Raw genomic sequence first — 26,031 nt, forward strand, 5'->3', positions numbered from 1 at the left:
CCGCCCGTACTCCCCGTACGGGCGGCGCGGCGTCGAAGTGGACGCGCGGGCGGAGGGTTGACGCACTCGGTTTCATTCACAGTGAAAGTGAGGGAGAAGGAAGCACGTCCGAAGAGCCGCCCGGCGCCCGCTGAAGGTATCAATGAGACGGTGACCGGTGCATCCGGGATTCCGCGCGGCTCCTCGTCACACGGGGGACGTGTCCCCGGAGCCGGTACGGCTTTCACGCTCTCCAGGCTCTGCACGCTCTGCACGCTCCGCAGGTTCTGCACGCTCCGCAGGCCCGGCGCCCCCGGTCTGCCCGCGCCGCCGTACCCGTCCCCGCTGGGCCGTCCAGATCAGTTTCTGGGTGATCAGGGTGAGTGTGCCCGCGACCAGGATTCCGGCCAGGTTCAGCAGGAGTTGGCCGCTGGAGCCCCAGACCTGGGCGTAGTCCCCGTATCCCAGCGCGACCGCGGCGTTGGCGGCGGCGGGGACGGTGGTCACCGAGATGGCGACGCCGACCAGTGCGCCCGAGCGCGACGAGGTCAGCGAGAGCATTCCGGCGATCCCCGCGAGGACGGCGACGACCAGCGAGAACGGGTCCGGGTTCCAGATGAACGAGGTGTTCGGGCGCTCCGCCTCCAGCATCGCGCGGGTGAAGAGCCCGAAGTTGTCCATCAGCAGGCCGAACGCCGTCGTCAGCGCCATCGCCACCGCGAAACCGCCGATCAGCGCCACCAGCGAGCGCCACGCCAGCTTCGGGGCGCGCTGCACCAGCGCCGTACAGACCCCGGCCAGCGGCCCGAACTCCGGGCCGACCGCCATCGCGCCGACGATCAGGATCGCGTTGTCGAGCACCACACCGCAGGCCGCGATCATCGTCGCCAGGGTCAGGAACGCCAGATAGGTGAAGGAGAGCGTGGACTCCTCGTGGGTCACGTCCTCCAACTGCTCCCACAGCACGGCGTCGACGCCCTCGCCCGGAGCCTCCTCCTCCGCCTTCTCCGCCCGCTCGGACAGCGACAGATCGATGTTCTCGACGGAGATGGAGCCGCTCCTGTCGAGCCCGAGACCGCGCAGATCGGAGATCAGCTCGTCGCCCGCCTCGCGCGCCACATCGACCATGACGAGATCGCCCAGCGGATCGCGTGCGGCGCCGGGTATGACGACGAGATGCGCGGTGCCGACCGTGCGCTCGACGGCCCGTACGACCTCGTCGGTACTGCCGTCCGGCACGAGCAGACGGAGATGCAGCATGCCGGCGACTCCTCGGAGTGCTTGGGTGTCCGGAGTTCTCGGGGCTTTCAGAGCTTACGGAGCGAGAGCCGCTGGACCTTGTGGTCGGGACCCTTGCGCAGCACCAGGGTGGCACGGCTCCTGGTGGGCGCCACGTTCTCCAGGAGATTGGGCTTGTTGATGGTGCGCCACATCGTACGGGCGTAGTCCAGGGCCTCTTCCTCGGAGACCTGGGTGTACTTCCTGAAGTACGAGGACGGGTCCTGGAACGCGGTCGCGCGCAGCGCCCGGAACCGGTTCAGATACCAGCTCTCGATGTCCTCCGCGCGCGCGTCCACGTACACGCTGAAGTCGAAGTAGTCCGCGAGCCCGACCCGGGTCCTGCCGTCCTTGCCCGGCAGAGCGGGCTGGAGGACATTGAGCCCCTCGACGATCAGGATGTCCGGGTGCCGTACGGTGAGCCGCTCGCCCGGCACGATGTCGTAGATCAGATGCGAGTAGACGGGCGCGGTGACCTCGTCCTTGCCCGCCTTGATGTCGGCGACGAACCGGGTCAGGGCCCGCCGGTCGTACGACTCGGGGAAGCCCTTGCGCGACATCAGCCCGCGCGCCTTCAGCTCCGCCATGGGCAGCAGAAAGCCGTCCGTGGTGACGCGTTCGACCCGGGGGTGCTCAGGCCAGCGCGCGAGGAGCGCCTGGAGCAGCCGCGCCACGGTGGACTTCCCGACCGCCACGCTTCCGGCCACCCCTATGACGAACGGGGTCCCGCGCTGCGCGCCGTGCCCGTTGCCCGCGTCCCCGAGGAAGGTGTTGAGCGCCCCGCGCAGCCCGGCCGTGGCCTGCACATAGAGGTTCAGCAGCCGGGACAGCGGCAGATAGACGTCCCGTACCTCGTCGAGATCGATCACATCCCCCAGCCCGCGCAGCCGCTCCACCTCCTCCGCGGTCAGCGGCAGCGGTGTCCTCTCCCGCAGCGCGCTCCACTCGTCGCGGCTCAGGTCCACGAACGGGGTCGGACCGTGCTCCGCCCGGCGGGGGACACTGGGTGGCGGCGATGTGATCACACTTCATTGTCCCGGATCGGTTACGGGGGGCGCGGGGGCGGGCCCCTTAGGGTGCCGGTATGTGTGGAATCGTGGGTTACGTCGGCGGACAGTCGGCGCTTGATGTGGTCATCGCGGGCCTCAAACGGCTCGAATACCGCGGGTACGACTCCGCCGGAGTCGCGGTCCTCGCCGACGGCGGGCTGGCCGCGGCCAAGAAGGTGGGCAAGCTCGTCAATCTGGAGAAGGAGCTGGTGGAACGGCCCCTGCCGGCCGGGGTCACCGGCATCGGGCACACCCGGTGGGCCACGCACGGCGCGCCCACCGACGCCAACGCGCACCCCCATCTCGACAACGCCGGCCGTGTCGCCGTCGTACACAACGGGATCATCGAGAACTTCGCCGCGCTCCGGGCCGAACTGGCCGACCGCGGCCATGACCTCGGCTCCGAGACCGACACCGAGGTCGTCTCGCACCTGCTCGCCGAGGCGTTCTCGTCGAGCGGCGACCTCGCCGAGTCGATGCGGCAGGTGTGCCGCAGGCTGGAGGGCGCCTTCACCCTCGTCGCCGTACATGCGGACGAACCGGACGTGGTGGTCGGCGCCCGCCGCAACTCGCCGCTGGTGGTCGGTGTCGGGCAGGGCGAGTCCTTCCTCGCCTCGGACGTCGCCGCGTTCATCGCCCACACCCGGTCCGCGATCGAGCTGGGCCAGGACCAGGTCGTGGAGCTGCGCCGGGACGGGGTGACGGTGACGGACTTCGCGGGCGACCCGGCCGAGGTCCGCTCGTACCACATCGACTGGGACGCGTCGGCCGCCGAGAAGGGCGGCTACGACTACTTCATGCTCAAGGAGATCGCCGAGCAGCCCAAGGCCGTCGCGGACACCCTCCTCGGCCGGATCGACGCCCAGGGCGCGCTGACCATAGACGAACTGCGCATCCCGCAGTCGGTGCTCCGCGAGGCCGACAAGGTCGTCATCGTGGCCTGCGGTACGGCCTTCCACGCCGGACTGATCGCGAAGTACGCCATCGAGCACTGGACCCGGCTGCCCTGCGAGGTGGAGCTGGCCAGCGAGTTCCGCTACCGCGACCCCATCCTGGACCGGCGCACCCTGGTGATCGCCATCTCGCAGTCCGGCGAGACCATGGACACCCTGATGGCGCTGCGGCACGCCCGCGAGCAGGGCGCGAAGGTGCTGGCCATCTGCAATACGAACGGCTCGACCATTCCGCGGGAGTCCGACGCGGTCCTCTACACCCACGCGGGCCCCGAGGTCGCCGTCGCGTCCACCAAGGCCTTCCTGACCCAGCTCGTCGCCTGCTATCTGCTCGCGCTCTATCTCGGCCAGCGGCGCGGTACGAAGTGGGGCGACGAGATCCGGGCCGTCATCAGGGACCTGTCGCAGATCGCGGGCGAGGTGGAGCGGGTCCTGGAGACGATGGAGCCGGTACGGGCCCTGGCGCGCTCCCTCGCGGACAAGCGGACGGTGCTGTTCCTGGGCCGTCATGTGGGGTATCCGGTGGCCCTGGAGGGCGCGCTCAAGCTCAAGGAGCTGGCGTACATGCACGCCGAGGGCTTCGCGGCCGGCGAGCTGAAGCACGGCCCGATCGCGCTGATCGAGGAGGACCTGCCGGTGGTGGTGGTCGTACCGTCGCCTCGCGGACGGTCGGTCCTGCACGACAAGATCGTGTCGAACATCCAGGAGATCCGGGCCAGGGGCGCGCGGACGATCGTGATCGCGGAGGAGGGGGACGAGGCGGTGGTGCCGTACGCCGACCATCTCATCCGGATCCCGGTGACGCCGACGCTCCTTCAGCCGCTGGTCGCGACCGTGCCGTTGCAGGTGTTCGCGTGCGAGCTGGCGACGGCGCGCGGCAACGAGGTCGACCAGCCGAGGAACCTGGCCAAGTCCGTCACGGTGGAGTAGGCGGCAGTCCGGAGCAGTCGGCAGCGTGGAAGAGAAGTGGGGAGCGGCAGCACGTGATTATCGGGGTGGGGATCGATGTGGCGGAGATCGACCGGTTCGGGGAGTCGCTGCTGCGGACCCCGAAACTGGTCGAACGCCTCTTCTCCGAGCGGGAGTTGTACCTCCCGAGCGGTGAGCGGCGCGGTACGGCCTCCCTGGCGGCGCGGTTCGCCGCCAAGGAGGCCGTGGCCAAGGCGCTCGGCGCGCCCGGCGGACTGCGCTGGACCGACGCCGAGGTCTATACGGAGAACAGCGGGCAGCCGCGGCTGCGTGTGCTCGGTACGGTCGCGGCCCGCGCCGCCGAACTGGGCGTACGGAACTGGCATGTCTCGCTCAGCCATGACGCGGGAGTGGCGTCGGCCGTGGTGATCGCGGAGGGTTGACCGTATGCGTATCGCTTACAGCGTGGAGACCGTCAGAAACGCCGAACGGGAGCTGATGGCACGGCTCCCCGAGGGCGCCCTCATGCAGCGCGCCGCCCACGGCCTCGCCGTCGCGTGCGCCGAACTGCTGGGCGACCTGTGGGGACGGGTGTACGGGGCGCGGGTCGTGGTCCTCGTCGGCAGCGGGGACAACGGAGGTGACGCCCTGTACGCCGGGGCGCGCCTCGCCCGCAGGGGCGCCGGCGTCGTGGCCGTACTCCTCGCTCCGGACCGGGCGCACGCCGGCGGACTCGCGGCCTTGCTGCGCGCGGGCGGCCGGGTCGCCGACGACCCCTCCGCCGTGCTGGCCGGTGCCGATCTCGTCCTGGACGGCATCACCGGCATCGGCGGCCACGGCGGGCTGCGCGCCGACGCGGCCCCGGTGGCGCGGGCGGCCCGGGAGTCGGGCGCGGTGGTCGTGGCCGTCGATCTGCCCAGCGGGGTGGAGGCGGACAGCGGGGAGGTGGCGGGCGAGGCGGTGCGCGCGGATGTGACCGTCACCTTCGGTACGTACAAGCCGGGCCTGCTGATCGATCCGGCGCGCGAGCACGCGGGCGCGGTACGGCTCGTCGACATCGGGCTCGTACCGCATCTGCCGGCCGTGCCCGAGTTCGAGGCGCTCCAGCACGCGGATGTGGCGCGGCTGCTGCCGGTGCCGACGGCCGAGAGCGACAAGTACCGGCGCGGGGTCGTCGGGATCGTGGCCGGCTCGGCGCGCTATCCGGGCGCGGCGGTGCTGGCCGTGGCGGGAGCGCTGCACGGCGGCGCGGGCGCCGTACGGTACGTGGGGCCCGGCAGCGGCGCGGTGATCGCGCGCTTCCCGGAGACGCTGGTGCATGAGGGACCGCCGTCGAAGGCGGGCCGGGTACAGGCCTGGGCGGTCGGTCCTGGACTGGGCGAGGGCGCCGACGCCGGCGGGGGCCACGGGGTGGCGGATGTGCTGGCCTCGGACGTGCCGGTCCTGGTGGACGCGGACGGCCTGCGGCTGCTGGACGCGGCGACGGTACGGGGGCGAACGGCCCCGACCCTGCTCACCCCGCACGTCGGCGAGGCCGCGGCGCTGCTGGGCGTGCCCCGGGAGGAGGTCGAGTCGTCCCGGCTCACGGCCGTACGGGAACTCGCGTCCCGCTTCGGCGCGACGGTCCTGCTCAAGGGCTCGACGACGCTGATCGCCGACCCGGACAAGGACGTTCCGGTCCGGGTGAACCCCACGGGCACGTCCTGGCTCGCCACTGCGGGCAGCGGCGACATCCTCTCGGGCCTGACCGCCTCCCTCCTGGCCGCGGGCCTCGCCCCGCGCGACGCGGCTTCGGTGGGGGCGTACCTGCACGGCCTGTCGGCGCGGCTGGCTTCGAGGGGCGCGCCGATCTCGGCCCTGGACGTGGCGGGGAGCCTGCCGGAGGCATGGCGGAACGTACGGGGGTGACGACCGGGTTCGCCGGGTTCGCCGGAACCGGAATCCCCCGGTCGACCTCGCCATCCGCACCGGACCGGGGCCGGGTGCGGGCTCTGAGAGACTGGCCGTGATGACCGGAATGATGCAGACATCCACTCACCTCAGGGCCCGCGCCGAGATCGATCTCGCCGCCCTGCGCGCCAATGTGCGCGCGCTCCGTGCCCGCGTGGGCGACGGCACCGCGCTGATGGGGGTCGTGAAGTCCGACGCCTACGGCCACGGCATGCTGCCCGTCGCCCGCGCCGCGCTCGCCGCCGGGGCCACCTGGCTGGGCACCGCCACCCCCCACGAGGCACTCGCCCTGCGCGCCGCGGGCATCCGCAGCCGCGTCCTCTGCTGGCTGTGGACCCCCGGCGACCCCTGGCGGGAGGCCATCGAGGCCGATCTCGACATGTCCGTCAGCGGCATGTGGGCCCTGCGCGAACTGACCGCCGCCGCCCGCGAGGCCGCCCGCCCCGCCCGTATCCAGCTCAAGGCCGACACCGGCCTCGGCCGCAACGGCTGCCAGCCCGCCGACTGGCCGGAACTCGTCGGTGCCGCCCTCGCCGCGCAGGCCGCCGGCGAGGTACGGATCACCGGCCTCTGGTCGCACTTCGCCTGCGCCGACGAGCCCGGCCACCCCTCCGTCACCGCCCAACTGGACGCGTTCCACGAGATGGTCGCGTACGCCGAGAAGGAGGGCGTCCAGCCCGAGGTACGGCACATCGCCAACTCACCGGCCACGCTCACCGTCCCCGAGTCGTACTTCGATCTCGTACGGACCGGTATCGCGATGTACGGCATCTCGCCCGGCCCCGAGGTCGGCACCGCCCAGGACTTCGGGCTGCGGCCCGTCATGACCCTCTCCGCCTCGGTCGCGCTGGTGAAGCGGGTCCCCCGCGGCCATGGCGTCAGCTACGGCCACCAGTACCTCACCCCGCGCGAGACCACCCTCGGGCTCGTCCCCCTCGGATACGCCGACGGCATCCCCCGGCACGCCTCGGGCCGCGGGCCCGTCCTCGTCGGCGGGGTCAGACGGCGGGTGGCCGGGCGGGTCGCGATGGACCAGTTCGTGGTCGATCTCGGCGGGGACACCCCGGAACCGGGCACCACCGCCGTGCTGTTCGGTCCCGGCGACCGGGGCGAGCCGACCGCCGAGGACTGGGCCGAGGCCGCGGACACCATCGCGTACGAAATCGTCACCCGCATCGGTTCCCGCGTCCCCCGCGTCTATCTGAACGAGGACGAATGACGGTGCGCGGGCGCGCACCGGCAACCTGAGTGATCTCTCCGGGGTGAAGCCCGGCGCGGCGGGGAAGGCAAGCCTGGACCCTGGACGACGAGGAGTGACGGTGAGCGAGAAGAGCCCGGCGGGGGAAGCGGCGGTGACGGCGGCGGCCGCGGTGGCGACGGCCTCGGCTGCGACCGCGGCCACGGCGGCCGTCACCGGCAACTGGCGCAAGGCAGGTCTCGCCGGTGCCGCGATAGGCGTGATCGCCGCCGGAGCCGCCGCCGGTGTCGCGATCGAGAGAATGACCGTCGGCCGGGGCATGCGTAAGCGGGCACGGCTCGCGCTGGACGCGTCGGGACCGTACGGAGCACTGCGCGGAGCCGCGGGCAAGGCGCTCGCCGACGACGGCACGGAGCTGTACTACGAGGTCGACGACACCGCGCCCGTGGGCGAGGGCGCCGGGACGGACGGGGCCGCCGGAGCGCCGTCCGGACCCCGCCGCCGACGGCTCTTCGGGCGCAAGGCCCCGGCCCCCGTGACAATCGTTTTCAGCCATGGTTACTGCCTCAACCAGGACTCCTGGCACTTCCAGCGCGCCGCCCTGCGCGGGCTCGTCCGTACCGTCCACTGGGACCAGCGCAGCCACGGCCGCTCCGCCCGCGGCGCCTCCCAGAGCGGCTCCGGCGCCGTCCCCGTCACCATCGACCAGCTCGGCCGCGACCTCAAGGCCGTCATCGACGCGGCGGCGCCCGAGGGCCCGCTGGTGCTGGTGGGCCATTCCATGGGCGGGATGACGATGATGGCCCTGGCCGACCAGTTCCCCGAGCTGGTACGGGAACGGGTCGTCGGCATCGCTCTCGTCGGTACGTCGAGCGGCAAGCTCGGCGAGGTCAACTACGGCCTGCCGGTCGCGGGCGTCAATGCCGTACGCCGGGTCCTGCCCGGTGTGCTCAGGGCGCTCGGCTCCCAGGCGGAGCTGGTGGAGCGCGGCCGGCGGGCCACCGCCGATCTCTTCGCCGGGCTCATCAGGCGGTACTCGTTCAGCTCGAAGGACGTGGACCCGGCGGTCGTACGGTTCGCCGAGCGGCTCATCGAGGGCACCCCGATCGATGTGGTCGCGGAGTTCTACCCGGCCTTCACCGACCACGACAAGGCGCAGGCGCTCTCGGTGTTCCTGGAGGTCCCGGCGCTGGTGCTGGCGGGGGAGAGCGATCTGGTCACCCCCAGCTCGCACAGCGAGGCCATCGCCGATCTGCTGCCGGACGCGGAGCTGGTGCTCGTACCGGACGCCGGGCACCTCGTCATGCTGGAGCATCCGGAGGCGGTCACGGACCGGCTCGCCGAGCTGCTGGCGAGGGTGGGCGCGATGCCTTCGGAGGCTAACGTTGGCAGACATGGAAGCACCGCACAGCCCGGCGGCTGAGGCCCTCGGAGCAGCCGCCGACTCTCGTGGAACGACCGGTCCCGAAACGACCGGTCCGGTCCTCACCGTCGACTCCCCCGAACGGATGCAGGAGCTGGGGCGCGCGCTCGCGGCCCTGCTGCGCCCCGGCGATCTGGTGATGCTCAGCGGCGAACTCGGCGCCGGGAAGACGACCCTGACCCGTGGTCTCGGCGAGGGCCTCGGAGTCCGTGGCGCCGTCACCTCGCCCACCTTTGTGATCGCCCGCGTCCACCCGTCCCTGACCGGCGGCCCGGCGCTGGTCCATGTGGACGCGTACCGGCTCGGCGGGGGGCTGGACGAGATGGAGGACCTCGACCTGGATGTCTCGCTGCCGGAGTCCGTGGTCGTCGTGGAGTGGGGCGACGGCAAGGTCGAGGAACTGTCGGACGACCGGCTGCGGGTGGTGATCCACCGGGTGGTGGGCGGCGCGGAGTCCGGGGGCACGGAGCCCGGGGGCGCGGGCGAAACCACTGAATATGACGAACGGCGGACCGTCACGCTGACGGGATTCGGACGCCGCTGGTCGGAGGCCGATTTCGGGGCGCTCAGGCGCTGACCCGCGGCTGGTCCGGCGCGGGATTCCGCGGAGAATGTGCCGGCGACTCGGCCTGCCGTTCCGTACGTTCCGACAAGACGTCGGCAAAATGTTGCGCGTGCCATGCCCAGCGTGGTCACATGGTATTCGAGACATGGTTAGGTCTGCCTAACTAGTACCTGACCACGCCTGCCCCCGGAGCCTCAGGAGGCATCCATGTCGGCGTCAGAGCGCGAACCGCGCCCGCAGTCCTCTTCGCCCCGGTCACCTTCGCCCTCACCCTCGGCTTCGGCACCGTCCGTATCCATGAGCGCGCTGCTGGCGTCGTGCGCGGCCGCCGCGGCCGTATCGACCCCGCCGCGGGAGCCCTCGGCGGTCGCGACCGCCGAGGCGGCGAAACCGGAGCGGCACCCCGACGCGGCCTGAGGGGAGTCGGGAGTCGTACGGGCCGGTTGTTACGGGACGACGACCACGGGGGAGCCGACCGTCGCGAACGTCCACACCGCGTTCCCGTCCGCCTTCTTCATCCGGACCCCGCCCGTCTTCAGCGTCGGATCGGGCTTGGACAACGAACCGTCCGCGGCGGAGCCGAATCCGATGGTCACATCGTTGACGGTCGTGAACCGTACGACATGCTCGACCCGCACCCCGTCCGTCCCGGTGACCATCCCGGAGCGTGAGGTCACCCGGTACGAACCGGGCATCGGGCTGACCGTACTCGGCATGACGGAGAAGCTCCGGGTCGCCTGCTCGTTCTGGTTCACCAGCCAGACCCGGCGCTGCGCCAGCGCGTACACGACCCGCGCACCGGTGCCCGACTCCGGCGGGATCGCCGTCGGGTCCTTCTTCTTCGGTACGGCGGCGCCCGAGGCGGTCGGAGAGGCGGAGGGCGCGGCGGGCTTTCCGACGGCCTTCGGAACGTTCGCGGCCGCCTGGTAGGCGAGGAAGCCGACCACGGCGACCGCCGCCGCGGTGAGCCCGGCCACGATTCCCGAGCTGCTCCTGGACACCTTGATCCACCTCTCGTACGTATGACTTCTCGGTGACGGTAGCAGCAGCGGAGTGACGGGACGGGGCGCCGTGCCCCGGGCGCCGGAGCCGTAGGCTGTTTGCGTGCTTCTGCTCGCCGTTGATACCGCCACGCCCGCCGTCACCGTCGCCCTCCACGACGGCAGCTCCGTCCTGGCCGCGGAGAGCCAGGTCGACGCGCGCCGCCATGGGGAGCTGCTCCTCCCCGCCGTCGACCGGGTCCTCGCGGAGGCCGGGCTGAAACTGGAGGCCGTGACGGATGTGGTCGTGGGGGTGGGACCGGGGCCGTACACCGGACTGCGCGTCGGGCTGGTCACCGCCCTGACCTTCGGCTCGGTGCTGGGGGTGCCGGTGCGCGGGCTCTGCACGCTGGACGGGCTCGCGTACGCCTCCGGGCTCGACGGGCCGTTCGTCGTCGCGACGGACGCGCGGCGCAAGGAGGTCTACTGGGCGCGGTACTCGGATGCCCGTACGCGCGTGACCGACCCGGCGGTCGACCGGCCGGCCGATATCGCCGGGCACGAGCAGGTGGTGGGGGTGCCGGCGGTCGGCGCGGGGGCGCGGCTGTACCCGGAGGTCTTCCCAGATGCGCGCGGTCCTGAGCACCAGTCGGCGGCGGCGCTCGCGTCGCTGGCGGCGGAGAGGCTGGGGGCGGCGGACGCCGCGGGGGCCGGGGGCCCTGGTGAGGGCTTCTTGCCCGCGCTTCCGCTGTATCTGCGCCGTCCCGACGCGGAAGTGCCCAAGAACTACAAGGTGGTCACGCCGAAGTGACCGATGCGACGGACGCGGCAGGGGTGACAGGGCAGACAGGGGAGAAGCGAGTGGCAGAGGCGGCTCACGTGTCGGCGGCTCCCGCCGTCTCCCTGCGCGAGATGCGCTGGTGGGACATCGAGCCCGTACTCGCACTCGAACACGAGCTGTTCCCCGAGGACGCCTGGTCGCCCGGCATGTTCTGGTCCGAGCTGGCCCACGCGCGCGGTCCGCGGGCCACCCGCAGCTATGTGGTGGCCGAGACGGAGGGCTCGGGGGCGGAGAGCCCCCAGGCCGGCACGCCGGCGGAGGGATCCCCGGGCGGGCGGATCGTCGGGTACGCAGGGCTGGCGGCCGCAGGTGGCATCGGCGACGTACAGACCATCGCCGCGGCCCGCGGTCAGTGGGGCACCGGCCTCGGTTCCCGGCTGCTCACCGAACTGCTCCGGCACGCCACCGCCTTCGAGTGCGAGGAGGTGCTGCTCGAAGTGCGGGTCGACAATCTGCGGGCACAGCGGCTGTACGAACGGTTCGGCTTCGAGCCGATCGGTTTCCGGCGCGGCTACTACCAGCCGGGCAATGTCGACGCACTTGTCATGCGCCTCCACATGAAGTCCCGCCAGGACGAAGACGCATCAGATCCGTCCGACTCATCCGACTCATCCGACCCATCGAGGAACTGAGATCCATGCCTGACGAACCTCTCGTTCTCGGTATCGAGACGTCCTGCGACGAGACGGGGGTCGGCATCGTCCGAGGGACGACGCTCCTCGCCGACGCCATCGCGTCCAGCGTCGACGAGCACGCGCGCTTCGGCGGGGTGGTGCCGGAGGTCGCGTCCCGCGCGCACCTTGAGGCGATGGTGCCGACGATCGAGCGCGCGCTGCGGGAGGCGGGTGTCTCCGCCCGCGACCTGGACGGCATCGCGGTGACCGCGGGCCCCGGTCTGGCGGGGGCGCTGCTGGTGGGTGTCTCGGCGGCGAAGTCGTACGCGTACGCCCTCGGCAAGCCGCTGTACGGCGTGAACCACCTGGCCTCCCACATCTGTGTCGACCAGCTCGAACACGGTCCGCTGCCCGAGCCGACGATGGCGCTGCTGGTGAGCGGCGGGCACTCGTCGCTGCTGCTCGCGCCGGACATCACCAGCGATGTGCGGCCGATGGGGGCGACGATCGACGACGCGGCGGGCGAGGCGTTCGACAAGATCGCGCGCGTGCTGCATCTCGGGTTCCCCGGCGGTCCGGTGATCGACCGGCTCGCGAGGGAGGGCGATCCGGCGGCGATCGCCTTCCCGCGCGGGCTGACCGGGCCGCGCGACGCGGCGTACGACTTCTCCTTCTCCGGCCTGAAGACGGCGGTGGCCCGCTGGATCGAGGCGAAGCGGAACGCGGGGGAGGAGGTGCCGGTACGGGATGTCGCGGCCTCTTTCCAGGAGGCGGTGGTCGACGTACTGACCCGGAAGGCGGTCCGCGCCTGCAAGGACGAGGGCGTGGACCACCTGATGATCGGCGGCGGCGTCGCGGCCAACTCCCGGCTGCGCGCGCTGGCCGCCGACCGCTGCGAGCGCGCGGGCATCCGTCTGCGGGTGCCGCGCCCGGGCCTGTGCACGGACAACGGCGCGATGGTGGCGGCGCTGGGCGCGGAAATGGTGGCCAGGAACCGGCCGGCGTCGGACTGGCAACTGTCGGCGGACTCGTCGCTGCCGGTGACGGAGCCGCACGTACCGTCGCCTGACAGCGGCGGGCATGGCTACGGCGGGCACGGGCATGGCGGGCACGAGCATGGCGGACACGAGCATGGTGGGCACGACCATGACCATCTGCATGAGCTGAGCAAGGAGAACCTGTACTCGTGAGGCCTGTGCTTATGGGGCCTGTGCTTATGGGGCCGAGGCAGTCGTGACCGTAGCCCTGATGTGGGAGGCGAAGGCGGCCCCCGGCCGCGGCGCGGAGCTCCTGGCCTGGGCCCGCTCCCAGCCCCTCCCGCACGCCCCCCTCCGCCAGGACCTCCTCAGCGCCCCCGAGGACCGGGTCCTGATCATCACCTGGTGGCCGGCCCCGTACCAGACCGATCCCCCCGAACTCCCCGACCCCCCTGCGCACTTGACGACCCGCCCGGTCCACCGCTGGCGCTTCGAGGCGGTGGAGTAGGGGACGGGGCTGCCGCCGGGCGGAGGCTGTCGCGGGGCGGAGGGTTCAGAGGCCCTCGAATGGTGTCAGGAGCTTGTGAGGATGACGAGTTGCTGGGTCGCCCGGGTCATCGCGACATAGCGGTCGACCGCTCCCTCGATGCCTTCACCGAACGCCTCCGGGTCGATGAGGACGACCAGGTCGAACTCAAGCCCCTTCGACAGCTCCGGGGTCAGCGACCGGACGCGGGACGTCGCCCGGAACGTGGGATCGCCGATGACGCAGGCGATCCCGTCGGCGTGCGCGGCGAGCCAGGCGTCGAGGATCGAGTCCAGATCGGAGACAGATCCCTGTACGACGGGGACGCCGCCGCTGCGGATGGAGGTCGGTACGTTGGCGTCGGGGAGCGCGGCCCGGATGACCGGCTCGGCTTCCGTCATGATTTCTTCCGGCGTCCGGTAGTTGATGCTCAGGGAAGCCACAATGACCCGGTCGAGCCCGATCCGTTCGAGCCGTTCCTGCCACGACTCCGTGAACCCGTGCCTGGCCTGGGCGCGGTCACCGACGATGGTGAAGCTCCGGGACGGGCAGCGGAGCAGCAGCATCTGCCACTCCGCGTCGGTCAGTTCCTGGGCCTCGTCCACGACGATGTGCGCGAACGGGCCGGCGAGCAGGTCGGGTTCGGCGGTGGCCAGTACGGTCTCGTCGACCAGACTGACCTCGGCGTCCTCGCCGCGCAACATCGTCACCAGGCCCTCGCCGTCGTCACCGTCGGCGCCGGAGTTGGCCACGGCCTCGATCAGGTTGTCGACGACCCGCGCCATATGCTCGCGCTGGGCCGCGAGGAGAGCATCGTTCCGGCGCTTGCGCCGGGCCGCCTCCGGGTCGCCGAGCCGCTGCCGGGCGGCGTCGAGGAGAGGCAGGTCGGACACCGTCCAGGTCTGGGGGGCCTCCTTGCGCTGGAGCTTCCTGACCTCGTCGGGGTCTAGCCAGGGAGCGCACATCCGCAGATAGGCGGGGACCGACCAGAGGTCTCCGACGAGGTCGGCCGCTTCGAGCAGCGGCCACGCGCGGTTGAAGGCCGTGAGCAGTTCCCTGTTCTGCCGCAGTGACTTGCGGAGCAGGTCGGGTGAGACGTCGCCGTCATGCGCGTCCACGAGGATCGTGAGCAGTTCGTCCCAGACCTGGTCGCGTGCCTCGTTGTGCGGAGTGCCGGGTTCTGCCGCTTCGAATGCCACGGCCCAGTCGCCGGCGCTCAGCCAGATGTCGGACCAGTGGGTCGTGACCGTCATCCCCTTGGTGGGCGGCTCCTCGTAGAACCTGACGGCTTTCTCGATCGCCTTCACCATGTCCGCGGACGACTTCAGGCGGGCCACGTCCGGGTCGGTCTCGATCGCCGCTCCGGCCCCCTCGGCGACGAGGTCCCGCAGGATGCAGGTCTGTACGCCCTCTTCTCCGAGGCTGGGGAGGACGTCGGCGACGTAGGCGAGGTAGGGCCGGTGCGGACCGACGAACAGTACGCCGCCCCGGCGGTGACCGAGGCGGGGGTCGGAGTAGAGGAGGTACGCGGAGCGGTGCAGGGCGACGACGGTCTTCCCCGTACCCGGACCGCCGTCGACGACGAGAGCGCCGCGGGATCCCGCGCGGATGATGGCGTCCTGGTCGGCCTGGATGGTGCCGAGCACGTCCCGCATCCGGGCCGACCTGTTGCCGCCCAGGCTGGCGATGAAGGCGGACTGGTCGTCGAGTGCGGCATGCCCTTCAAGCCCGTCGGCGGTGAACACCTCGTCCCAGTAGTCACTGATCCGGCCGCGGGTCCAGCGATATCTGCGGCGGCTTGCGAGCCCCATGGGATTGGCGTGGGTGGCTCCGAAGAACGGCTCAGCCGCGGGGGAGCGCCAGTCGAGCAGCAGCCGACGACCGGTGCTGTCGGTGAGACCGAGCCGTCCGACGTAGATGGGGGCGGGGGTGTCTGTGGGCTTGGGGTTGTCCGCCGACTCCAGGTTGTCCGCGCTGACCATGTGCCCAAGACACAGGTCCAGACCGAAGCGCCGCAAGGCGCGCAGACGACCGGTCAGCCGGTGGATCTCCACGTCCCGGTCCATCGCCTGCCGACCCATGCCGCCGGGCGCCTTGCGCTCGGCATCGAGGCGGCCGGACAGTTCGGCGATCGCCTGCTGAAGGCTCTCCGCGATGGCTGCGAAGTGCTGGTCGTCGTCGGCGATCAGGGCTGGGGAGGCTTTGGGGGAGAGGTGGTCGGGGAGGTCGAACGCGCTGGTGGTCAGGGGGTTCCCGTCGTCAGCTCCGGACTGCACACGCACTTCGTGAATCTCCCGTTTCCGCAGGTTCTGGCTTCGGCCAGTGATTGTGCGGTACAACGGGGGCCTTGCCGCAAGCCCCCTGGTGCGCTATAGGTTAAGAGTGGCGGGGAGTGGGGAATCCTCTTTCGCCTTGCGGGGAATGTCCGGCCGCCGGTGTTGCGCAACGGTCCCGCCCCACCCCGACTACCTCTCGGCGGGAACCTCCCGCCTCCCCTCACAGAACCTCCCGCCTCCCCTCCAACTCCCCCCTGACCCGCAGCAGTTCCCGCCGCCTTCCCCGCGCACGTACCAGTGCCACCCCCGCCACCGCTGTCAGCAGCGCGCCCGTCAGGCCTGTGGTCAGAGCCGCGGCCGGGGTGGCTCGTACGGCAGCAAGTGCGACTCCCGCGGCTGTTGTTGTGGCCGTCGCCGCCAGGGCGAGACAGGCGCCCACCACCCGGTCCTGGGCGAACAGGGGGCGGCGTCTGCTGAGTGCCCAGGCCGCGAAGGCCGCCCAGGCCAGGCCCACCGTGATCAGGCTGCCGAAGGCGGCCTGGGTGCGCACCGGCAGTGTCTCCGGCTCCGTGGCCCACAGGACCGTGATCAGCCCCGCACCGCACAAGCCCGCCAGCCCCACCGCGAGATGCCTCATCCGGGACGGCAGCGAGACCTCAGCCGCCAGCACCCGCTCCAAGCCGGCGGGTACGTGGCGACTGCCCCCGCTTCCGTACTTCCGCTCGTTCATGCCCCGTATCCCTTCTCCGTAAGGACGTCCCGCAACAGGCGACGAGCGCGCGAGAGCCTGCTCTTGACCGTGCCGGGCGGGACGCCGAGTACCTCCGCGCAGGCGCGTGCCAGGTGCGCACCAACTCGCTGAAGGCATCACGCTCCCCGAGCTGGCAGCGCACCACCAGCAACGCGCCCAGCGCCCCATCGCCGAGCAACCCGCCACGCTCTTCCCCGGCCACCGCACCGCACCTCCCCGATCCCGCTCAATGCCGTTCCGTATCGCTCGTCACCAAGCCAGTCGGCACCAGGACCAAAAAGGTTCACGGCCTGAACAGCACCATCAGCCCCCGCCGGGCCCGCCACCCCCGTCACCCACGCTGGACCCGCCGTCACCCCCGCCCGGCCTGCTCACCAGCCGTTCCAAGCGGTCGAACCGTTCGTGCATCGCCCGCAGTTCGTCCGCGACCTCCGTCCTCCCCTCGCGCCCCGCGTGTTCGACGGCCAGGGCGAGCCGGCGCATCCGGTGTATGGCGCTGCTGACGAACCAGGTCGCCAGCGAAGCCGTCACGATGCTGAAGACCGAGATACCGGCGAGCATCACCACACTCGCGATGACCCGTCCCCACGGAGTGACCGGATACAAGTCCCCGTAACCGACCGTCGTGGCGGTCTCGACGGACCACCACAGCGCGACGGGGAAGGACGTGATGGTCGCGCGGGGCGCCGAGGTCTCGACCGGGACGATGATCCAGGAGCCGAGCAGCAGGACGAGTACGAGGAGCAGCGTGGCCCAGATGGCGGCCTTCACATGGAGCCGCTGCCAGTGCTCGCCTCTCAGCAGCCGTTTCAGCAGGTACGTGAAGGAGATCGGCGGCATGGCCCCGAAGCTACTCGTGGTCGGCCGGGCGCACCGCCTCTGACACAGCCGGCCGCACCGCCTCCCCCGACGCACACCCTCATCGCCGCCCGGCGCTGCGCACCGCTACCCTCTGCCCAATGATCAGCAGGATCAGCCCTTCCGTTTCCGCGGCCACCCGTCTGCCCCCGCCCCCGCCGCCCCTCCACCTCCGTACCTGGCCCGACCAGAAGGCACTGCTCGCCGACCGGGCCGCCGCCCTGGCCGCGCTGACCGTACGGCGGCTTGCGGTCACTCGGCTGGCGCTGCTCTGGCTGCTGGGAGCGGTCGGCGCGGTCGGCTGGGCGGCCGTCGGACTGGCCATCCAGAGTTTCGAACAGGGCGGCCTGGGCCAGGTGACCGGTCTGGTGGCACTGTTCCTCGCCGCGCTCCTGCTGATACCCGCAGGGGTCGCGCTCGGCTTCTGGCTGGAGCGGGGCCGTACCGTACGGCTGCGCCTGGAGGCCTGGGCCGACCTCGCCCGGGACCCGGCGGCCGATGTACGCGTACGAGCCCACCGCCGGTGCGTCCTGTGGCTGCTGCCGTCCGTGGCCCTCTGCCTACTGGGGGTGTGGGCGACGGCCGCCGCCTGGTCCTCCGCCGGTGCGGGACCCGGCTCGGCCACCGTGGGTGAGACGGTCTACGCGCTCGGTCTCGGCCTTACGATCCTGACGACCGGGGTACTGGGCGCCGTCCAGTCGTACGCCCATCAGAGCTGGTCAGGACGGTTCCTCAGCCCGGTCCCCGAACGCTGGGGCGGAGGCGCCCACAGCTGAGCCGATGCCCCGGGCCCCTGAGCCGGTGCCCCGGGTGACCGTCCTGCCCTGAGTTCCGCGAGTGTCCGTCCTATCCTGAAGGGAGAACGCATGCGCCATTCAGGGTGAAGGGGCGGCGGATGGAATGGCTTTGGTGGATATTCGTCTTCTTCATCGTCGGCGGCTTCGGCTGGATCGCCGACACCGGCCGCACCGCGCTCCGCACCCGCCACGAGCGCAGACTCGAACTCCTGAAGCTTGAGGAGAAGGAACGCCTGGCCCTGGAGCAGGCCCACAAGCCTCCGGTGCCGGTCTGCGGCTGCTCACACCACCTCGCGAAGCACGACAAACGGGGCAAGTGCCATGAGGATGTCGAGGTGGCGACGGAGTGGGACGAGAACAAGAAGCCGCTCCACTACGAACGCAGGCAGTGCAACTGCCAGCAGTACATCGGCCCGCAACCGCTGTCACAGATCTATGCGGACGACCTGACCGACCTCGAATAGCCCCGCTAGCCCCTCGTACTAACCGCCTTCGTACCCTCCTGCCAGCCTTGCGGCCACGGAGGCCAGCCAGCCGCTCGGGGAGTACGGCGTCGGAGGGTCGACCTCCATCCCCAGCTCGACGACGGCCACGGCATAATCGGACTCGGTCAGCGGAAGTGCCAGCAGCTCGTACAGCTCGCCCGTGAGCCGGGCCACGAGGCCGGGGTCCGTGGTGTCGACATAATCCTGGATCGCCGCGTCGTCATCCGTGAAGTCGTCCGCCATGTCCTGGAAGAACCATCCACCGAGAAACTGGGCCAGCTCGGGGAAGCGGGCGTGCCACTCCCAGTGTGTCCGCGGTGTCGCAGGCGGCGGTGGATCGCCGTTCTCCACGCTCTGCCTGATCCGGTCGGCGAGTGCTCGGAGCCACGCCTGAATCTCCGTGTCCGGCAGACCCACGTCGGGTACGGCATAGAACTCGCCGAGCCGCAGCCGCAGCCGCCCCGGCGGATTCTCTGCGTACTCGCGGAGCTGGTGCTCGGCGATGGCGAGCGCCCAGGGCCGGGTGCGCCAGGTGTGGCGCAGATACGCCGTGAGCGCCTCCTCATCACCGGTTGTGCGTCCCAGATGGGCGCGGACGACCTCGTCCAGCTCGCCGTACTTCCGGTCATGTTCGAGCGGCTTCAGGGACACGGGCGGCCTGCCTCTAGAGGTGGATCGGGAAGGTGGCATGGACGGTGAAGCCGTGGGGGCTGCGGCTGTCACGCCTGAGGATGACGCGGGCGGCCCGTACGTCGATGGCGCCTCGCCCGGCCAGCAGCATCGCCTGGAGCAGCACCCGTCCGACCGGCTCGGGCCGCGACGGCCAGGCGGCCTCGATGGTGAGCCGCTCCCGGGTCGACTGCGCGAGCCAACGGTGGATGACCTGCTCATTCCAGGTCACGACCTGCTGGGTGGCCCACTGGGCGGTCTCGCGGTCGGGATAGGTGGCCGATCTGGTTCGCATGGTCAACTGCCTGTCGAAGGGGAGTCAGTTTGCGTTGAACGACCAGAAGACGCCGACTTCGGAATCCGACACCGCGATCAGGCCCAGATCCATGAGGCAGGCGGTGAAACTCCGGCCGGCCCCGGCCTTCTCGGAGAAGTCCGGCGCGTCGGAGAAGTCCGAGGCGCTGGATGCCCGTGCGTCGACGGAGGTCGTATAGAAGGCGGCGTCGGGTCCGTACCGGGAGATCAGGATCTCGGCGTCGGCGAGCATGCCGGGGCGACGCTCGGCGAAGCCGGGAATGTTCGAGACCTGGAACCACTCGTCCGTCATCGCGACCAGCAGATTTACGGCCGCCTCGCCGGGAATCTCGTACACCTCCCGCAGCCGTGCGGCGGTGGGGTCGGTGAACGGGTAGAAGGGATCGTCCCGTCGTCGTTCGTCCTCCGCGTCCCAGTCCAGCACGGCCCAGCCGCGAGGGTCGCCGACCGCGCGAGCCATGACAGGCAGCACATCCTCGCGCCACTCTCCGTGGCTTCTCGGGCCTGAGGCGACGAATGAGTACGTGTCGTCGAACAGCCGCAACGCGGCCGCTTCCCAGCGATCCCGCACTGCTTCTGGCATAGGTGGTTCCTGTCGGGTTTCGTTCAGGCGGAGGGCATGGAGGTGATCACTACAAAGGGTGGATCGAGTCTCGAATCGTATTTCAGCGCGGTCCTGACACCAGTCACGGGAATGGCTTGTGCGTTCAGTCCGTCGTTCTTGAAGCCCGAACCGTTCACCGGATTCGGCTGCTTCGTGATACTCCTTCCGCTCTCCTCACCGTTCGGTGCCCGGCTTTCGAAGGCTCTCGGCGGATCGCCGTCCTGGGCAGGCGGCGGGCCCCGCAACCAGTCTGTGATGGCCGCCGAGCAGGTATTCATGAGATGCCAGATCGATCCGGTAGACGCCGTTCGGAGTGTCCTCCGGATCCGTCCATCTGGGCTGTGGCCTGAACTCGTTGAGGGAGCGGGCACCGAAGGCTTCCGCCCTGGCGACCTCCGCGTTGTACGCCGGAGCGCTCATATGGGCCTCGTCCAGTGGTCCCATGAGCGCGTTGAGCTTCGGCACCAGGGCGTTGACGCGGCTGTCGTAGGCGTCGACGATCGAATTGAGCTTGCCCGTATCCATATTGAGGACGATTCCCTGGCCGAGCTGGGACGCGCCCTTCATGATGCCCTTCGCGACCCCCTTGAAGATTCCTGCGACATCCTTGGCGTCCACGCCGTCCTTGAAATTGACGTCGATACTGGGCAGCGTGTCGCGAATCGCCTGTTTGTAGACCTCGTACACCTCATGGTTGAGATACACCGCGGCCTCGGCGAACTCGTACAGCAGATCGCTGACTGTCTGCGCGGTGTCGAACAGCACCGTCATCACAGGATGACTGGCGGTCTGTGACGACGCGGAGTCGTGCTTCCACTGGTATCCCGCGGTGGATCTGCCCCAGGCCGTGGTGCCCCAGAGCGAACTGCAGAAGTGGCGCATCGCGTCATGCCACTCGCTGTTGGACTGCTGGGTGATCGACCCCACCAGACCGGTCAGCGAACTCTCGGTCATGGAGAGACCGACCGTCATCGACATCCAGGACTGGGACAGCGCGTTCAGATAGTGCTGCTGCGGATACGGATAGACGTCCGCCACCCTGCCCATGCGGAAGGCATGCTTCACCACCGGACGCAGGATGTCCTGTACAGGACCTGGTACCCACTCCATCAGCGAGCGGACGATGTCGTCTCCGCCGTCGTCGTCGCCCCACTTGAGGTTGGGGACCCGGCCGTAGTCGGGCGCCTTGTCGATGACGGCGGGCAGCGGCTGTGTGACGGCCTGCCTCTTGCCTGAGGGGTGGGCGGCGGCCTCTGCCCGCGCATAGTTGTTGGCGGTCGAGGTGAAGCCGACGGCGGCGCCCCCGAGGCTGACCACGCTCTTGGCCCACACCTCCAGGAAGCGGTTGCCCACCTTGACGTACGCGGTGGCGAACGCCTGCGGGGCGGTGCCGTACCCACCGGCGTCCGGGTACGTGCCGAGGTCGGTCAGCAGGTCCCTGGCGGCCTGGTTGTACGGGCCCTGCTGGGTCGCGATACCGGTCGAGACCCTGAACAGATCGGAGGGTTTGACATCGATTGTGCCGTTCCCCGACGGCGGCGGACCGGCCATCAGCCGGCTCCCCAGCCTCGGAGTACGGCTCGGTGCGCGGCGTCGTAGTTGGCGTGGCCGGTGGTGACGACCTCGTGGAGCCAGGCCTGGGCCGCCTGGAGTTCCTGCATCGAGCGGTCCCACCTGTCGAGTTCGTCCACGAAGGCGTCGCGGGCCTCGCCCTCCCAGCTCAGCACCACCCGCTCGGTACGGTCGTAGAGCGTCTCCAGCCGTTCGTTGAGCTGTCCGAGAATGTCCTCCAGCTCACCCGCGAGGTCGCGCAGGGAGGAGAAGCTGACCTTGATGTAGTCGTCGTCCGGCATATCGGTTCCCCCCTTGCCTCCGGGCGGATACGGCTCTCGTTGTACGGACAGTCAGACGTCGAGGATGCGGCTCTGGGGCGCCTGGGAGATCTCCGGCGAGAGCGCCGTGCCCTCCGACAACTCCATTGCCTCCCGCGCCACATCGACCGAGGAAGCGGCGCTCCGCATCCGCCGCAGCGTCTCCAGTTCCTGGCTGGTGAAGCCGTCCCGTCCCAGGCGTACGGCCTCTTCGAGTACGACGAGGATCTCCCGGATCCGTACAGCGTCCTCGGCGGCGCCGCGGTGCAGTGCGCGGTAGCCCCGGGATGCCTCGCCCTGCCAGCCCGCCTCGATACGGTCGACGATCGCGTCCATACGCCTTACCTGCGTGTCGAGATGGCGCTGCATGTCGTCGAGATCGCCGGAGAGACGCGTCAGATCGTCCGCCGACACGTTGAGATCCGCCCGGTCCACCATGGATGCCCCCGCTTTCCAATCGCCGGTTCCGCAACCGGCCCACCTTTGCAATCGCCAATACGGCCAAGGGGGATGCGACAGGGGTTATGTCTTCGCCGGCGACACTCCGCCGGGCGTCACGCCTCCACCGGATGCCCCAGCAGCATGGTCGGGGCGCCCGCGACGCGGGTCAGGAAGACTGTTGCCGAGTGCGGGCCCTTGAGTTTGAGGCGGCGGCGGAGTTCTTCCGGTTCCACGGCTGAGCCGCGCTTCTTCACCGTCAGGATGCCGACTTCGCGTTCGCGTAGCAGGGCCTTGAGTTTCTTGAGGCCGAAGGGGAGTTCGTCGGTGATCTCGTAGGCGGTGGCGTACGGGGTGGGGCGCGGGGCGTCGGCTGTGATGTACGCGATCGTCGCGTCCAGCAGGCCGCCGTCGAGTTCCTCGGCGACTTCGGCGACCAGGTGGGCGCGGATGACGGCGCCGTCCGGTTCGTAGAGGAAACGGCCGGTGGCGCGGACGGGCGGGTCGGGGAGGTTGCGGCCGGTGAGGGTCACCGTGGGGCGGCCGGGGGCGAGCAGGGTGGCACGGCGGGTGCCGGGGGTGACGGCACCGGGCGTTCCGCCGTGGCCGTACCAGAGCACCGCCTCCTTGACGTCCCCGGAGTCCGAGATCCACTCGGCCTCGAAGTCGTCGGGGATCAGCTCGTGCGGAATGCCGGGCGCGATTTTGACCGCGCCCGTGCCGGCCCGTCGTACCGCCTCGACCGCCCATGACAGCGGCGGTGAGTAGGCCTCCGGATCGAAGATCCTGCCCCGGCCGCCGCGCCGGGCGGGGTCGATGAAGACGGTACGGGCGCCGGTCAGGTCGTACTCCGTGACATCGGCGCGCGTCACGGTTGCGGGCGGAGCGGCCGGAGCCAGGGTGCGCAGGTTCGCGGCGGCGATTTCGCAGGTCAGCGGGTCGAGGTCGACGGCCGTTACGGCGAAGCCCGCGCGGGCCAGCTCGATCGCGTCGCCGCCGATGCCGCAGCAGAGGTCGGTGATCCGGTGCTCCGGGGCCAGCTCGCGGAACCGGGCGGCCCGGTGGGCGGCGACGGTGGAGCGGGTGGCCTGTTCGATTCCGTCCGGCGTGAAGTACATGCGGTACGCGTCCTCCGCGCCGAACTTCGCCACCGCGCGCTGGCGCAGCCGCGCCTGGGTCAGCGCCGCCGAGACCAGCTCGGCCGGGTGCTCGCGGCGCAGCCGGGTGGCGAGGGCGAGTTCCCCGGCGGGGTCGTGGCCGCGCAGCTCGGCGAGGAGCGCCTGGCCCTCGGCGGAGAGCAGTGGCGCGAGCAGTGGGGAAGCGGCGCGGAGGGAGGCGGGGGCGCTGAGCGGGGAAGCGGCGTGCGGGGGTGCGGAGGCGCGGTCGGTCACCCGGCCCATTGTGGGCCAGCCGGGCGATGGTGGGCGCCCCGGCGGCGCTGTCGTCCGCGCGCGGGCACCCCGCGCTGACAGGATCCGACACCATGCAACTAGTACGACAAAACGAAGAAATGATGACAAGGGTGACGGCGAAGGGAGGCGGGAGCGGCACGGGGGGCAGGCGGGGCACAGGCGACAGGGGCAAGCAGGGGGGTACGGGCGCAGCCGCAGGCACAGTCGCAGGCACGAGTACGGGCGCAGCCGTAGGCACGGCCGCAGGTACGGGCACGGGCACGGGCACCCGTACGCGCACCGCAGCCGCAGGCACGGCCACCGCCACCGGCGCACCCAGTACCCGCCCGCCGCGCCTCCGCGGCAGGCGCAGTCGCGCCGTGCTGGCCGTACTCCTCGTCGGTGCGATCGGCTGTGGCTGCACCGCCGGCACCGGCGAAGTGCCCAGGCCCGGCGCCCCGCACCCCGGCCAGCCGGGCGGTCCCGGCCACGCCGCACAGGAGGCCCCGGCCGGGATGATCGCCGGTTACGCGGACAATCTCCGCCGCAACCAGGCCGCGCGCGCCATCGCCGCCAAGAAGTGGGGGCTCGACGCCACCCCGCTGCCGGCGCCCAGACCGCCGAGCGTCAAGCCGGTCATCACCACCCGCCAGGGCTTCGAGGTCGAGAACAGCGAGGATCTGCCGCCGATCTTCACCACCGTCCCGACCAAGGACAAGGTCGTCTTCCTGACCATCGACGACGGCTCCGAGAAGGACCCCGAACTGCTCCGGATGATGAGCGAGCTGAAGATCCCGTACACCGCCTTCCTCAGCGACTACGTCATCAAGGACAACTACGGCTACTTCAAGCAGATGCAGGACCAGGGGGTCACGCTCAACAACCACACCCTCAACCACCCCTATATGCCGGGCCTGTCGTACGAGGAGCAGAAGCGGGAGATCTGCGGCCAGCAGGACAAACTCCAGAAGCGGTACGGGCACCGCCCCACGCTCTTCCGGCCGCCCTTCGGCAACTACAACCGCGACACGCTCGTGGCCGCCAAGGAGTGCGGTGTGAAGGCGGCACCCATCTGGGCGTCGGAGGCGTTCCCCGACCACATGGAGTGGCGCGAGTGGGACAAGGACATCCACCCCGGGGACATCATCCTGACCCACTTCCGGGGGCAGGACGAGTGGCCGGGCTCCATGCCCGACATGATCCGGCATGTGATGAAGGTGATCACGGACAAGGGGTACTCCGTGGGCAAGCTGGAGGACTACGTATGAGGCGGGAGGGGTCCCGATGAGGCCCGCACACCGGCTGATGGCCGGGGTGTTCGCAGCCGGAGCGCTGGCGGCCGGCGCACTCGTCACCGCCGGCTGCGCGCAGTCGTCCGATCCTGTGGATCCGATCGAACGGCTCGGCCGCAAGGCGGCACAGAAGGTCGGCCCGCATGCCTCAGGCCCGCATGCCTCAGCCCCGCACGCCTCGCACGTGGCGCCGGGCGCATCCGGCGCGTCCGGGCCCGGCGCCGTACGCCTCGCCCGCCCGCCCCGCGAGATGTGCCCGGGAGAGCGGCCACTCACGGGTACGGAAGGGTCGGACGCAGACGCAGACGCAGACGCGGGCGCCGACACGGATTCGGCCGCAGACGCCGATACGGATATGGAACAGCCGGGCGTGAACGAGGAGGACCATCTCTGAACGTCACCGCGTTGTCCACAGGTGTGTGCGCTGTTCGTACTGTCGTACGGAACCCAGGCCCTGGTCACGGCGTTTCCGTATCGAGACCGAACCGCCACGCCCAGCCGTATTGGCACTCCGCTTGACCGAGTGCTAATCGCGGCCATAGTCTCGGGTCTGGCACTCCCCAGTGGAGAGTGCCAAAGCGCGACTGGCAGATCCGGCACCCGCGACGACGGATCGACCTTGTCGCCACCCTCAGACAGTTAACCCCGTGAGATCTCCGAAGGGGGAGGTCGGATCGTGACGACCGCCAGCACCAAGGTTGCCATCAAGCCGCTCGAGGACCGCATTGTGGTCCAGCCGCTCGACGCCGAGCAGACCACGGCCTCTGGCCTGGTTATCCCGGACACCGCCAAGGAGAAGCCCCAGGAGGGCGTCGTCCTGGCCGTCGGTCCGGGCCGTTTCGAGAACGGCGAGCGGCTTCCGCTCGACGTTTCCGTCGGCGATGTCGTTCTGTACAGCAAGTACGGCGGCACCGAGGTGAAGTACAGCGGCGAGGAGTACCTCGTCCTCTCGGCTCGCGACGTGCTCGCGATCATCGAGAAGTAATCACCCACGTTCGAGTTTGCTTGTGAACCGCGCCCCTGGCCGCCCTGCGATTGCCGG

Annotated in this window: 29 protein-coding genes; 15 read left to right on the forward strand and 14 right to left on the reverse strand. The window is 70.5% G+C overall.

What is annotated here, in order from left to right:
• Positions 1-186: 186 nt before the first annotated feature.
• Both ACFU9P_RS05700 and coaA read right to left on the reverse strand, forming a co-directional pair.
• Entirely contained in the window at positions 187-1,239 is a 1,053-nt protein-coding gene (locus tag ACFU9P_RS05700; protein ID WP_384077946.1) for a DUF389 domain-containing protein, read from the reverse strand.
• A gap of 47 nt (positions 1,240-1,286) precedes the next feature.
• A complete protein-coding gene (coaA, locus tag ACFU9P_RS05705; protein WP_376380141.1) occupies positions 1,287-2,282 on the reverse strand; it encodes a type I pantothenate kinase in 996 nt (331 codons plus the stop codon).
• Between the two features lie 59 nt (positions 2,283-2,341).
• Between coaA and glmS the strand changes: the two genes are divergently transcribed.
• The 6 genes from glmS to tsaE all read left to right on the forward strand — a co-directional run bounded on the left by glmS (position 2,342) and on the right by tsaE (position 9,316).
• Entirely contained in the window at positions 2,342-4,189 is a 1,848-nt protein-coding gene (gene glmS, locus ACFU9P_RS05710) for a glutamine--fructose-6-phosphate transaminase (isomerizing) (RefSeq protein ID WP_384077947.1), read from the forward strand.
• Positions 4,190-4,242: 53 nt separating this feature from the next.
• Positions 4,243-4,611, forward strand: a complete 369-nt coding sequence (locus ACFU9P_RS05715) for a holo-ACP synthase (protein ID WP_046507169.1) — start codon at positions 4,243-4,245, stop codon at positions 4,609-4,611.
• 4 nt (positions 4,612-4,615) lie between these two features.
• Positions 4,616-6,076 carry an NAD(P)H-hydrate dehydratase gene (locus ACFU9P_RS05720; RefSeq protein WP_384077948.1) on the forward strand — a complete coding sequence of 487 codons (1,461 nt, stop codon included), beginning with the start codon at positions 4,616-4,618 and terminating at the stop codon, positions 6,074-6,076.
• Between the two features lie 100 nt (positions 6,077-6,176).
• Positions 6,177-7,337 (forward strand): alanine racemase, encoded by a 1,161-nt coding sequence (gene alr / locus ACFU9P_RS05725; RefSeq protein WP_384077949.1) that lies wholly within the window; start codon positions 6,177-6,179, stop codon positions 7,335-7,337.
• Between the two features lie 151 nt (positions 7,338-7,488).
• Positions 7,489-8,739, forward strand: a complete 1,251-nt coding sequence (locus ACFU9P_RS05730) for an alpha/beta fold hydrolase (protein WP_384078360.1) — start codon at positions 7,489-7,491, stop codon at positions 8,737-8,739.
• Positions 8,711-9,316 (forward strand): tRNA (adenosine(37)-N6)-threonylcarbamoyltransferase complex ATPase subunit type 1 TsaE, encoded by a 606-nt coding sequence (tsaE, locus tag ACFU9P_RS05735; protein ID WP_384077950.1) that lies wholly within the window; start codon positions 8,711-8,713, stop codon positions 9,314-9,316. Before ACFU9P_RS05730 ends, tsaE begins: the two co-directional genes overlap by 29 nt.
• A gap of 434 nt (positions 9,317-9,750) precedes the next feature.
• Here tsaE and ACFU9P_RS05740 read toward each other — a convergent pair whose 3' ends face one another.
• Entirely contained in the window at positions 9,751-10,305 is a 555-nt protein-coding gene (locus tag ACFU9P_RS05740) for a L,D-transpeptidase (RefSeq protein WP_376380125.1), read from the reverse strand.
• 103 nt (positions 10,306-10,408) lie between these two features.
• Here ACFU9P_RS05740 and tsaB point away from each other — a divergent pair, with 103 nt between their 5' ends.
• The 4 genes from tsaB (at position 10,409) to ACFU9P_RS05760 (ending at position 13,224) form a co-directional block, all read left to right on the forward strand.
• On the forward strand, positions 10,409-11,095 hold the full coding sequence (tsaB, locus tag ACFU9P_RS05745; RefSeq protein WP_384077951.1) for a tRNA (adenosine(37)-N6)-threonylcarbamoyltransferase complex dimerization subunit type 1 TsaB: 687 nt from the start codon (positions 10,409-10,411) through the stop codon (positions 11,093-11,095).
• A 101-nt stretch (positions 11,096-11,196) separates the two neighbouring features.
• Positions 11,197-11,757 carry a GNAT family N-acetyltransferase gene (locus tag ACFU9P_RS05750; protein WP_384078361.1) on the forward strand — a complete coding sequence of 187 codons (561 nt, stop codon included), beginning with the start codon at positions 11,197-11,199 and terminating at the stop codon, positions 11,755-11,757.
• A 5-nt stretch (positions 11,758-11,762) separates the two neighbouring features.
• Entirely contained in the window at positions 11,763-12,929 is a 1,167-nt protein-coding gene (gene tsaD / locus ACFU9P_RS05755; protein WP_384077952.1) for a tRNA (adenosine(37)-N6)-threonylcarbamoyltransferase complex transferase subunit TsaD, read from the forward strand.
• A 43-nt stretch (positions 12,930-12,972) separates the two neighbouring features.
• Positions 12,973-13,224, forward strand: a complete 252-nt coding sequence (locus ACFU9P_RS05760; protein WP_384077953.1) for a hypothetical protein — start codon at positions 12,973-12,975, stop codon at positions 13,222-13,224.
• Positions 13,225-13,289: 65 nt separating this feature from the next.
• On the opposite strand, the gene helR is transcribed toward ACFU9P_RS05760, so the two are convergent.
• The 4 genes from helR to ACFU9P_RS05780 form a co-directional block, all read right to left on the reverse strand.
• Positions 13,290-15,518: an RNA polymerase recycling motor ATPase HelR gene (helR, locus tag ACFU9P_RS05765; protein ID WP_384077954.1), complete on the reverse strand. Its 2,229-nt coding sequence runs from the start codon at positions 15,516-15,518 to the stop codon at positions 13,290-13,292.
• Between the two features lie 220 nt (positions 15,519-15,738).
• Positions 15,739-16,248 carry a transmembrane transport protein gene (locus tag ACFU9P_RS05770; protein ID WP_384077955.1) on the reverse strand — a complete coding sequence of 170 codons (510 nt, stop codon included), beginning with the start codon at positions 16,246-16,248 and terminating at the stop codon, positions 15,739-15,741.
• Positions 16,245-16,361 carry a sigma factor-like helix-turn-helix DNA-binding protein gene (locus tag ACFU9P_RS05775; RefSeq protein ID WP_384078362.1) on the reverse strand — a complete coding sequence of 39 codons (117 nt, stop codon included), beginning with the start codon at positions 16,359-16,361 and terminating at the stop codon, positions 16,245-16,247. Before ACFU9P_RS05775 ends, ACFU9P_RS05770 begins: the two co-directional genes overlap by 4 nt.
• A gap of 211 nt (positions 16,362-16,572) precedes the next feature.
• Entirely contained in the window at positions 16,573-17,109 is a 537-nt protein-coding gene (locus tag ACFU9P_RS05780) for a potassium channel family protein (protein ID WP_384077956.1), read from the reverse strand.
• Positions 17,110-17,228: 119 nt separating this feature from the next.
• Between ACFU9P_RS05780 and ACFU9P_RS05785 the strand changes: the two genes are divergently transcribed.
• A complete protein-coding gene (locus ACFU9P_RS05785; protein ID WP_384077957.1) occupies positions 17,229-17,903 on the forward strand; it encodes a hypothetical protein in 675 nt (224 codons plus the stop codon).
• A 119-nt stretch (positions 17,904-18,022) separates the two neighbouring features.
• Positions 18,023-18,388, forward strand: a complete 366-nt coding sequence (locus ACFU9P_RS05790) for a hypothetical protein (protein WP_376380102.1) — start codon at positions 18,023-18,025, stop codon at positions 18,386-18,388.
• An 18-nt stretch (positions 18,389-18,406) separates the two neighbouring features.
• Here the strand turns inward: ACFU9P_RS05790 and ACFU9P_RS05795 are convergent, their stop codons facing one another.
• From ACFU9P_RS05795 to ACFU9P_RS05825, 7 genes are all read right to left on the reverse strand, one after another.
• On the reverse strand, positions 18,407-19,060 hold the full coding sequence (locus tag ACFU9P_RS05795; RefSeq protein ID WP_384077958.1) for a contact-dependent growth inhibition system immunity protein: 654 nt from the start codon (positions 19,058-19,060) through the stop codon (positions 18,407-18,409).
• 13 nt (positions 19,061-19,073) lie between these two features.
• On the reverse strand, positions 19,074-19,373 hold the full coding sequence (locus ACFU9P_RS05800; protein ID WP_384077959.1) for an RNase A-like domain-containing protein: 300 nt from the start codon (positions 19,371-19,373) through the stop codon (positions 19,074-19,076).
• A 24-nt stretch (positions 19,374-19,397) separates the two neighbouring features.
• Entirely contained in the window at positions 19,398-19,976 is a 579-nt protein-coding gene (locus tag ACFU9P_RS05805) for a hypothetical protein (RefSeq protein WP_384077960.1), read from the reverse strand.
• A gap of 195 nt (positions 19,977-20,171) precedes the next feature.
• A complete protein-coding gene (locus ACFU9P_RS05810; protein WP_384077961.1) occupies positions 20,172-21,548 on the reverse strand; it encodes a hypothetical protein in 1,377 nt (458 codons plus the stop codon).
• The gene (locus ACFU9P_RS05815; RefSeq protein ID WP_384077962.1) at positions 21,548-21,850 is read right to left on the reverse strand and encodes a WXG100 family type VII secretion target; all 303 of its coding nucleotides are present in this window, start codon (positions 21,848-21,850) and stop codon (positions 21,548-21,550) included. Before ACFU9P_RS05815 ends, ACFU9P_RS05810 begins: the two co-directional genes overlap by 1 nt.
• A 51-nt stretch (positions 21,851-21,901) precedes the next feature.
• Entirely contained in the window at positions 21,902-22,306 is a 405-nt protein-coding gene (locus tag ACFU9P_RS05820) for a WXG100 family type VII secretion target (protein WP_384077963.1), read from the reverse strand.
• A gap of 116 nt (positions 22,307-22,422) precedes the next feature.
• Positions 22,423-23,706 carry an SAM-dependent methyltransferase gene (locus ACFU9P_RS05825; RefSeq protein WP_384077964.1) on the reverse strand — a complete coding sequence of 428 codons (1,284 nt, stop codon included), beginning with the start codon at positions 23,704-23,706 and terminating at the stop codon, positions 22,423-22,425.
• 371 nt (positions 23,707-24,077) lie between these two features.
• Here ACFU9P_RS05825 and ACFU9P_RS05830 point away from each other — a divergent pair, with 371 nt between their 5' ends.
• From ACFU9P_RS05830 to groES, 3 genes are all read left to right on the forward strand, one after another.
• Entirely contained in the window at positions 24,078-24,965 is an 888-nt protein-coding gene (locus ACFU9P_RS05830; protein ID WP_384077965.1) for a polysaccharide deacetylase family protein, read from the forward strand.
• Positions 24,966-24,981: 16 nt separating this feature from the next.
• Entirely contained in the window at positions 24,982-25,383 is a 402-nt protein-coding gene (locus tag ACFU9P_RS05835; protein WP_384077966.1) for a hypothetical protein, read from the forward strand.
• A 282-nt stretch (positions 25,384-25,665) separates the two neighbouring features.
• Complete coding sequence (gene groES / locus ACFU9P_RS05840; RefSeq protein ID WP_023539274.1) at positions 25,666-25,974, forward strand: co-chaperone GroES; 309 nt, start codon at positions 25,666-25,668, stop codon at positions 25,972-25,974.
• Positions 25,975-26,031 lie beyond the last annotated feature (57 nt).

The sequence above is a fragment of the Streptomyces sp. NPDC057617 genome (assembly GCF_042800555.1).
Lineage (GTDB): Bacteria > Actinomycetota > Actinomycetes > Streptomycetales > Streptomycetaceae > Streptomyces.

Bases quoted from the DNA above. Each gene is read 5' to 3' on its own strand.
- ACFU9P_RS05700 (WP_384077946.1), bottom strand. From the start codon at position 1,239: ATGCTGCATCTCCGTCTGCTCGTGCCGGACGGCAGTACCGACGAGGTC.
- glmS (WP_384077947.1), top strand. From the start codon at position 2,342: ATGTGTGGAATCGTGGGTTACGTCGGCGGACAGTCGGCGCTTGATGTG.
- ACFU9P_RS05720 (WP_384077948.1), top strand. From the start codon at position 4,616: ATGCGTATCGCTTACAGCGTGGAGACCGTCAGAAACGCCGAACGGGAG.
- alr (WP_384077949.1), top strand. From the start codon at position 6,177: ATGACCGGAATGATGCAGACATCCACTCACCTCAGGGCCCGCGCCGAG.
- tsaE (WP_384077950.1), top strand. From the start codon at position 8,711: ATGGAAGCACCGCACAGCCCGGCGGCTGAGGCCCTCGGAGCAGCCGCC.
- ACFU9P_RS05750 (WP_384078361.1), top strand. From the start codon at position 11,197: ATGCGCTGGTGGGACATCGAGCCCGTACTCGCACTCGAACACGAGCTG.
- tsaD (WP_384077952.1), top strand. From the start codon at position 11,763: ATGCCTGACGAACCTCTCGTTCTCGGTATCGAGACGTCCTGCGACGAG.
- ACFU9P_RS05770 (WP_384077955.1), bottom strand. From the start codon at position 16,248: ATGAACGAGCGGAAGTACGGAAGCGGGGGCAGTCGCCACGTACCCGCC.
- ACFU9P_RS05780 (WP_384077956.1), bottom strand. From the start codon at position 17,109: ATGCCGCCGATCTCCTTCACGTACCTGCTGAAACGGCTGCTGAGAGGC.
- ACFU9P_RS05785 (WP_384077957.1), top strand. From the start codon at position 17,229: ATGATCAGCAGGATCAGCCCTTCCGTTTCCGCGGCCACCCGTCTGCCC.
- ACFU9P_RS05790 (WP_376380102.1), top strand. From the start codon at position 18,023: ATGGAATGGCTTTGGTGGATATTCGTCTTCTTCATCGTCGGCGGCTTC.
- ACFU9P_RS05800 (WP_384077959.1), bottom strand. From the start codon at position 19,373: ATGCGAACCAGATCGGCCACCTATCCCGACCGCGAGACCGCCCAGTGG.
- ACFU9P_RS05805 (WP_384077960.1), bottom strand. From the start codon at position 19,976: ATGCCAGAAGCAGTGCGGGATCGCTGGGAAGCGGCCGCGTTGCGGCTG.
- ACFU9P_RS05810 (WP_384077961.1), bottom strand. From the start codon at position 21,548: ATGGCCGGTCCGCCGCCGTCGGGGAACGGCACAATCGATGTCAAACCC.
- ACFU9P_RS05815 (WP_384077962.1), bottom strand. From the start codon at position 21,850: ATGCCGGACGACGACTACATCAAGGTCAGCTTCTCCTCCCTGCGCGAC.
- ACFU9P_RS05820 (WP_384077963.1), bottom strand. From the start codon at position 22,306: ATGGTGGACCGGGCGGATCTCAACGTGTCGGCGGACGATCTGACGCGT.
- ACFU9P_RS05825 (WP_384077964.1), bottom strand. From the start codon at position 23,706: ATGGGCCGGGTGACCGACCGCGCCTCCGCACCCCCGCACGCCGCTTCC.
- ACFU9P_RS05835 (WP_384077966.1), top strand. From the start codon at position 24,982: ATGAGGCCCGCACACCGGCTGATGGCCGGGGTGTTCGCAGCCGGAGCG.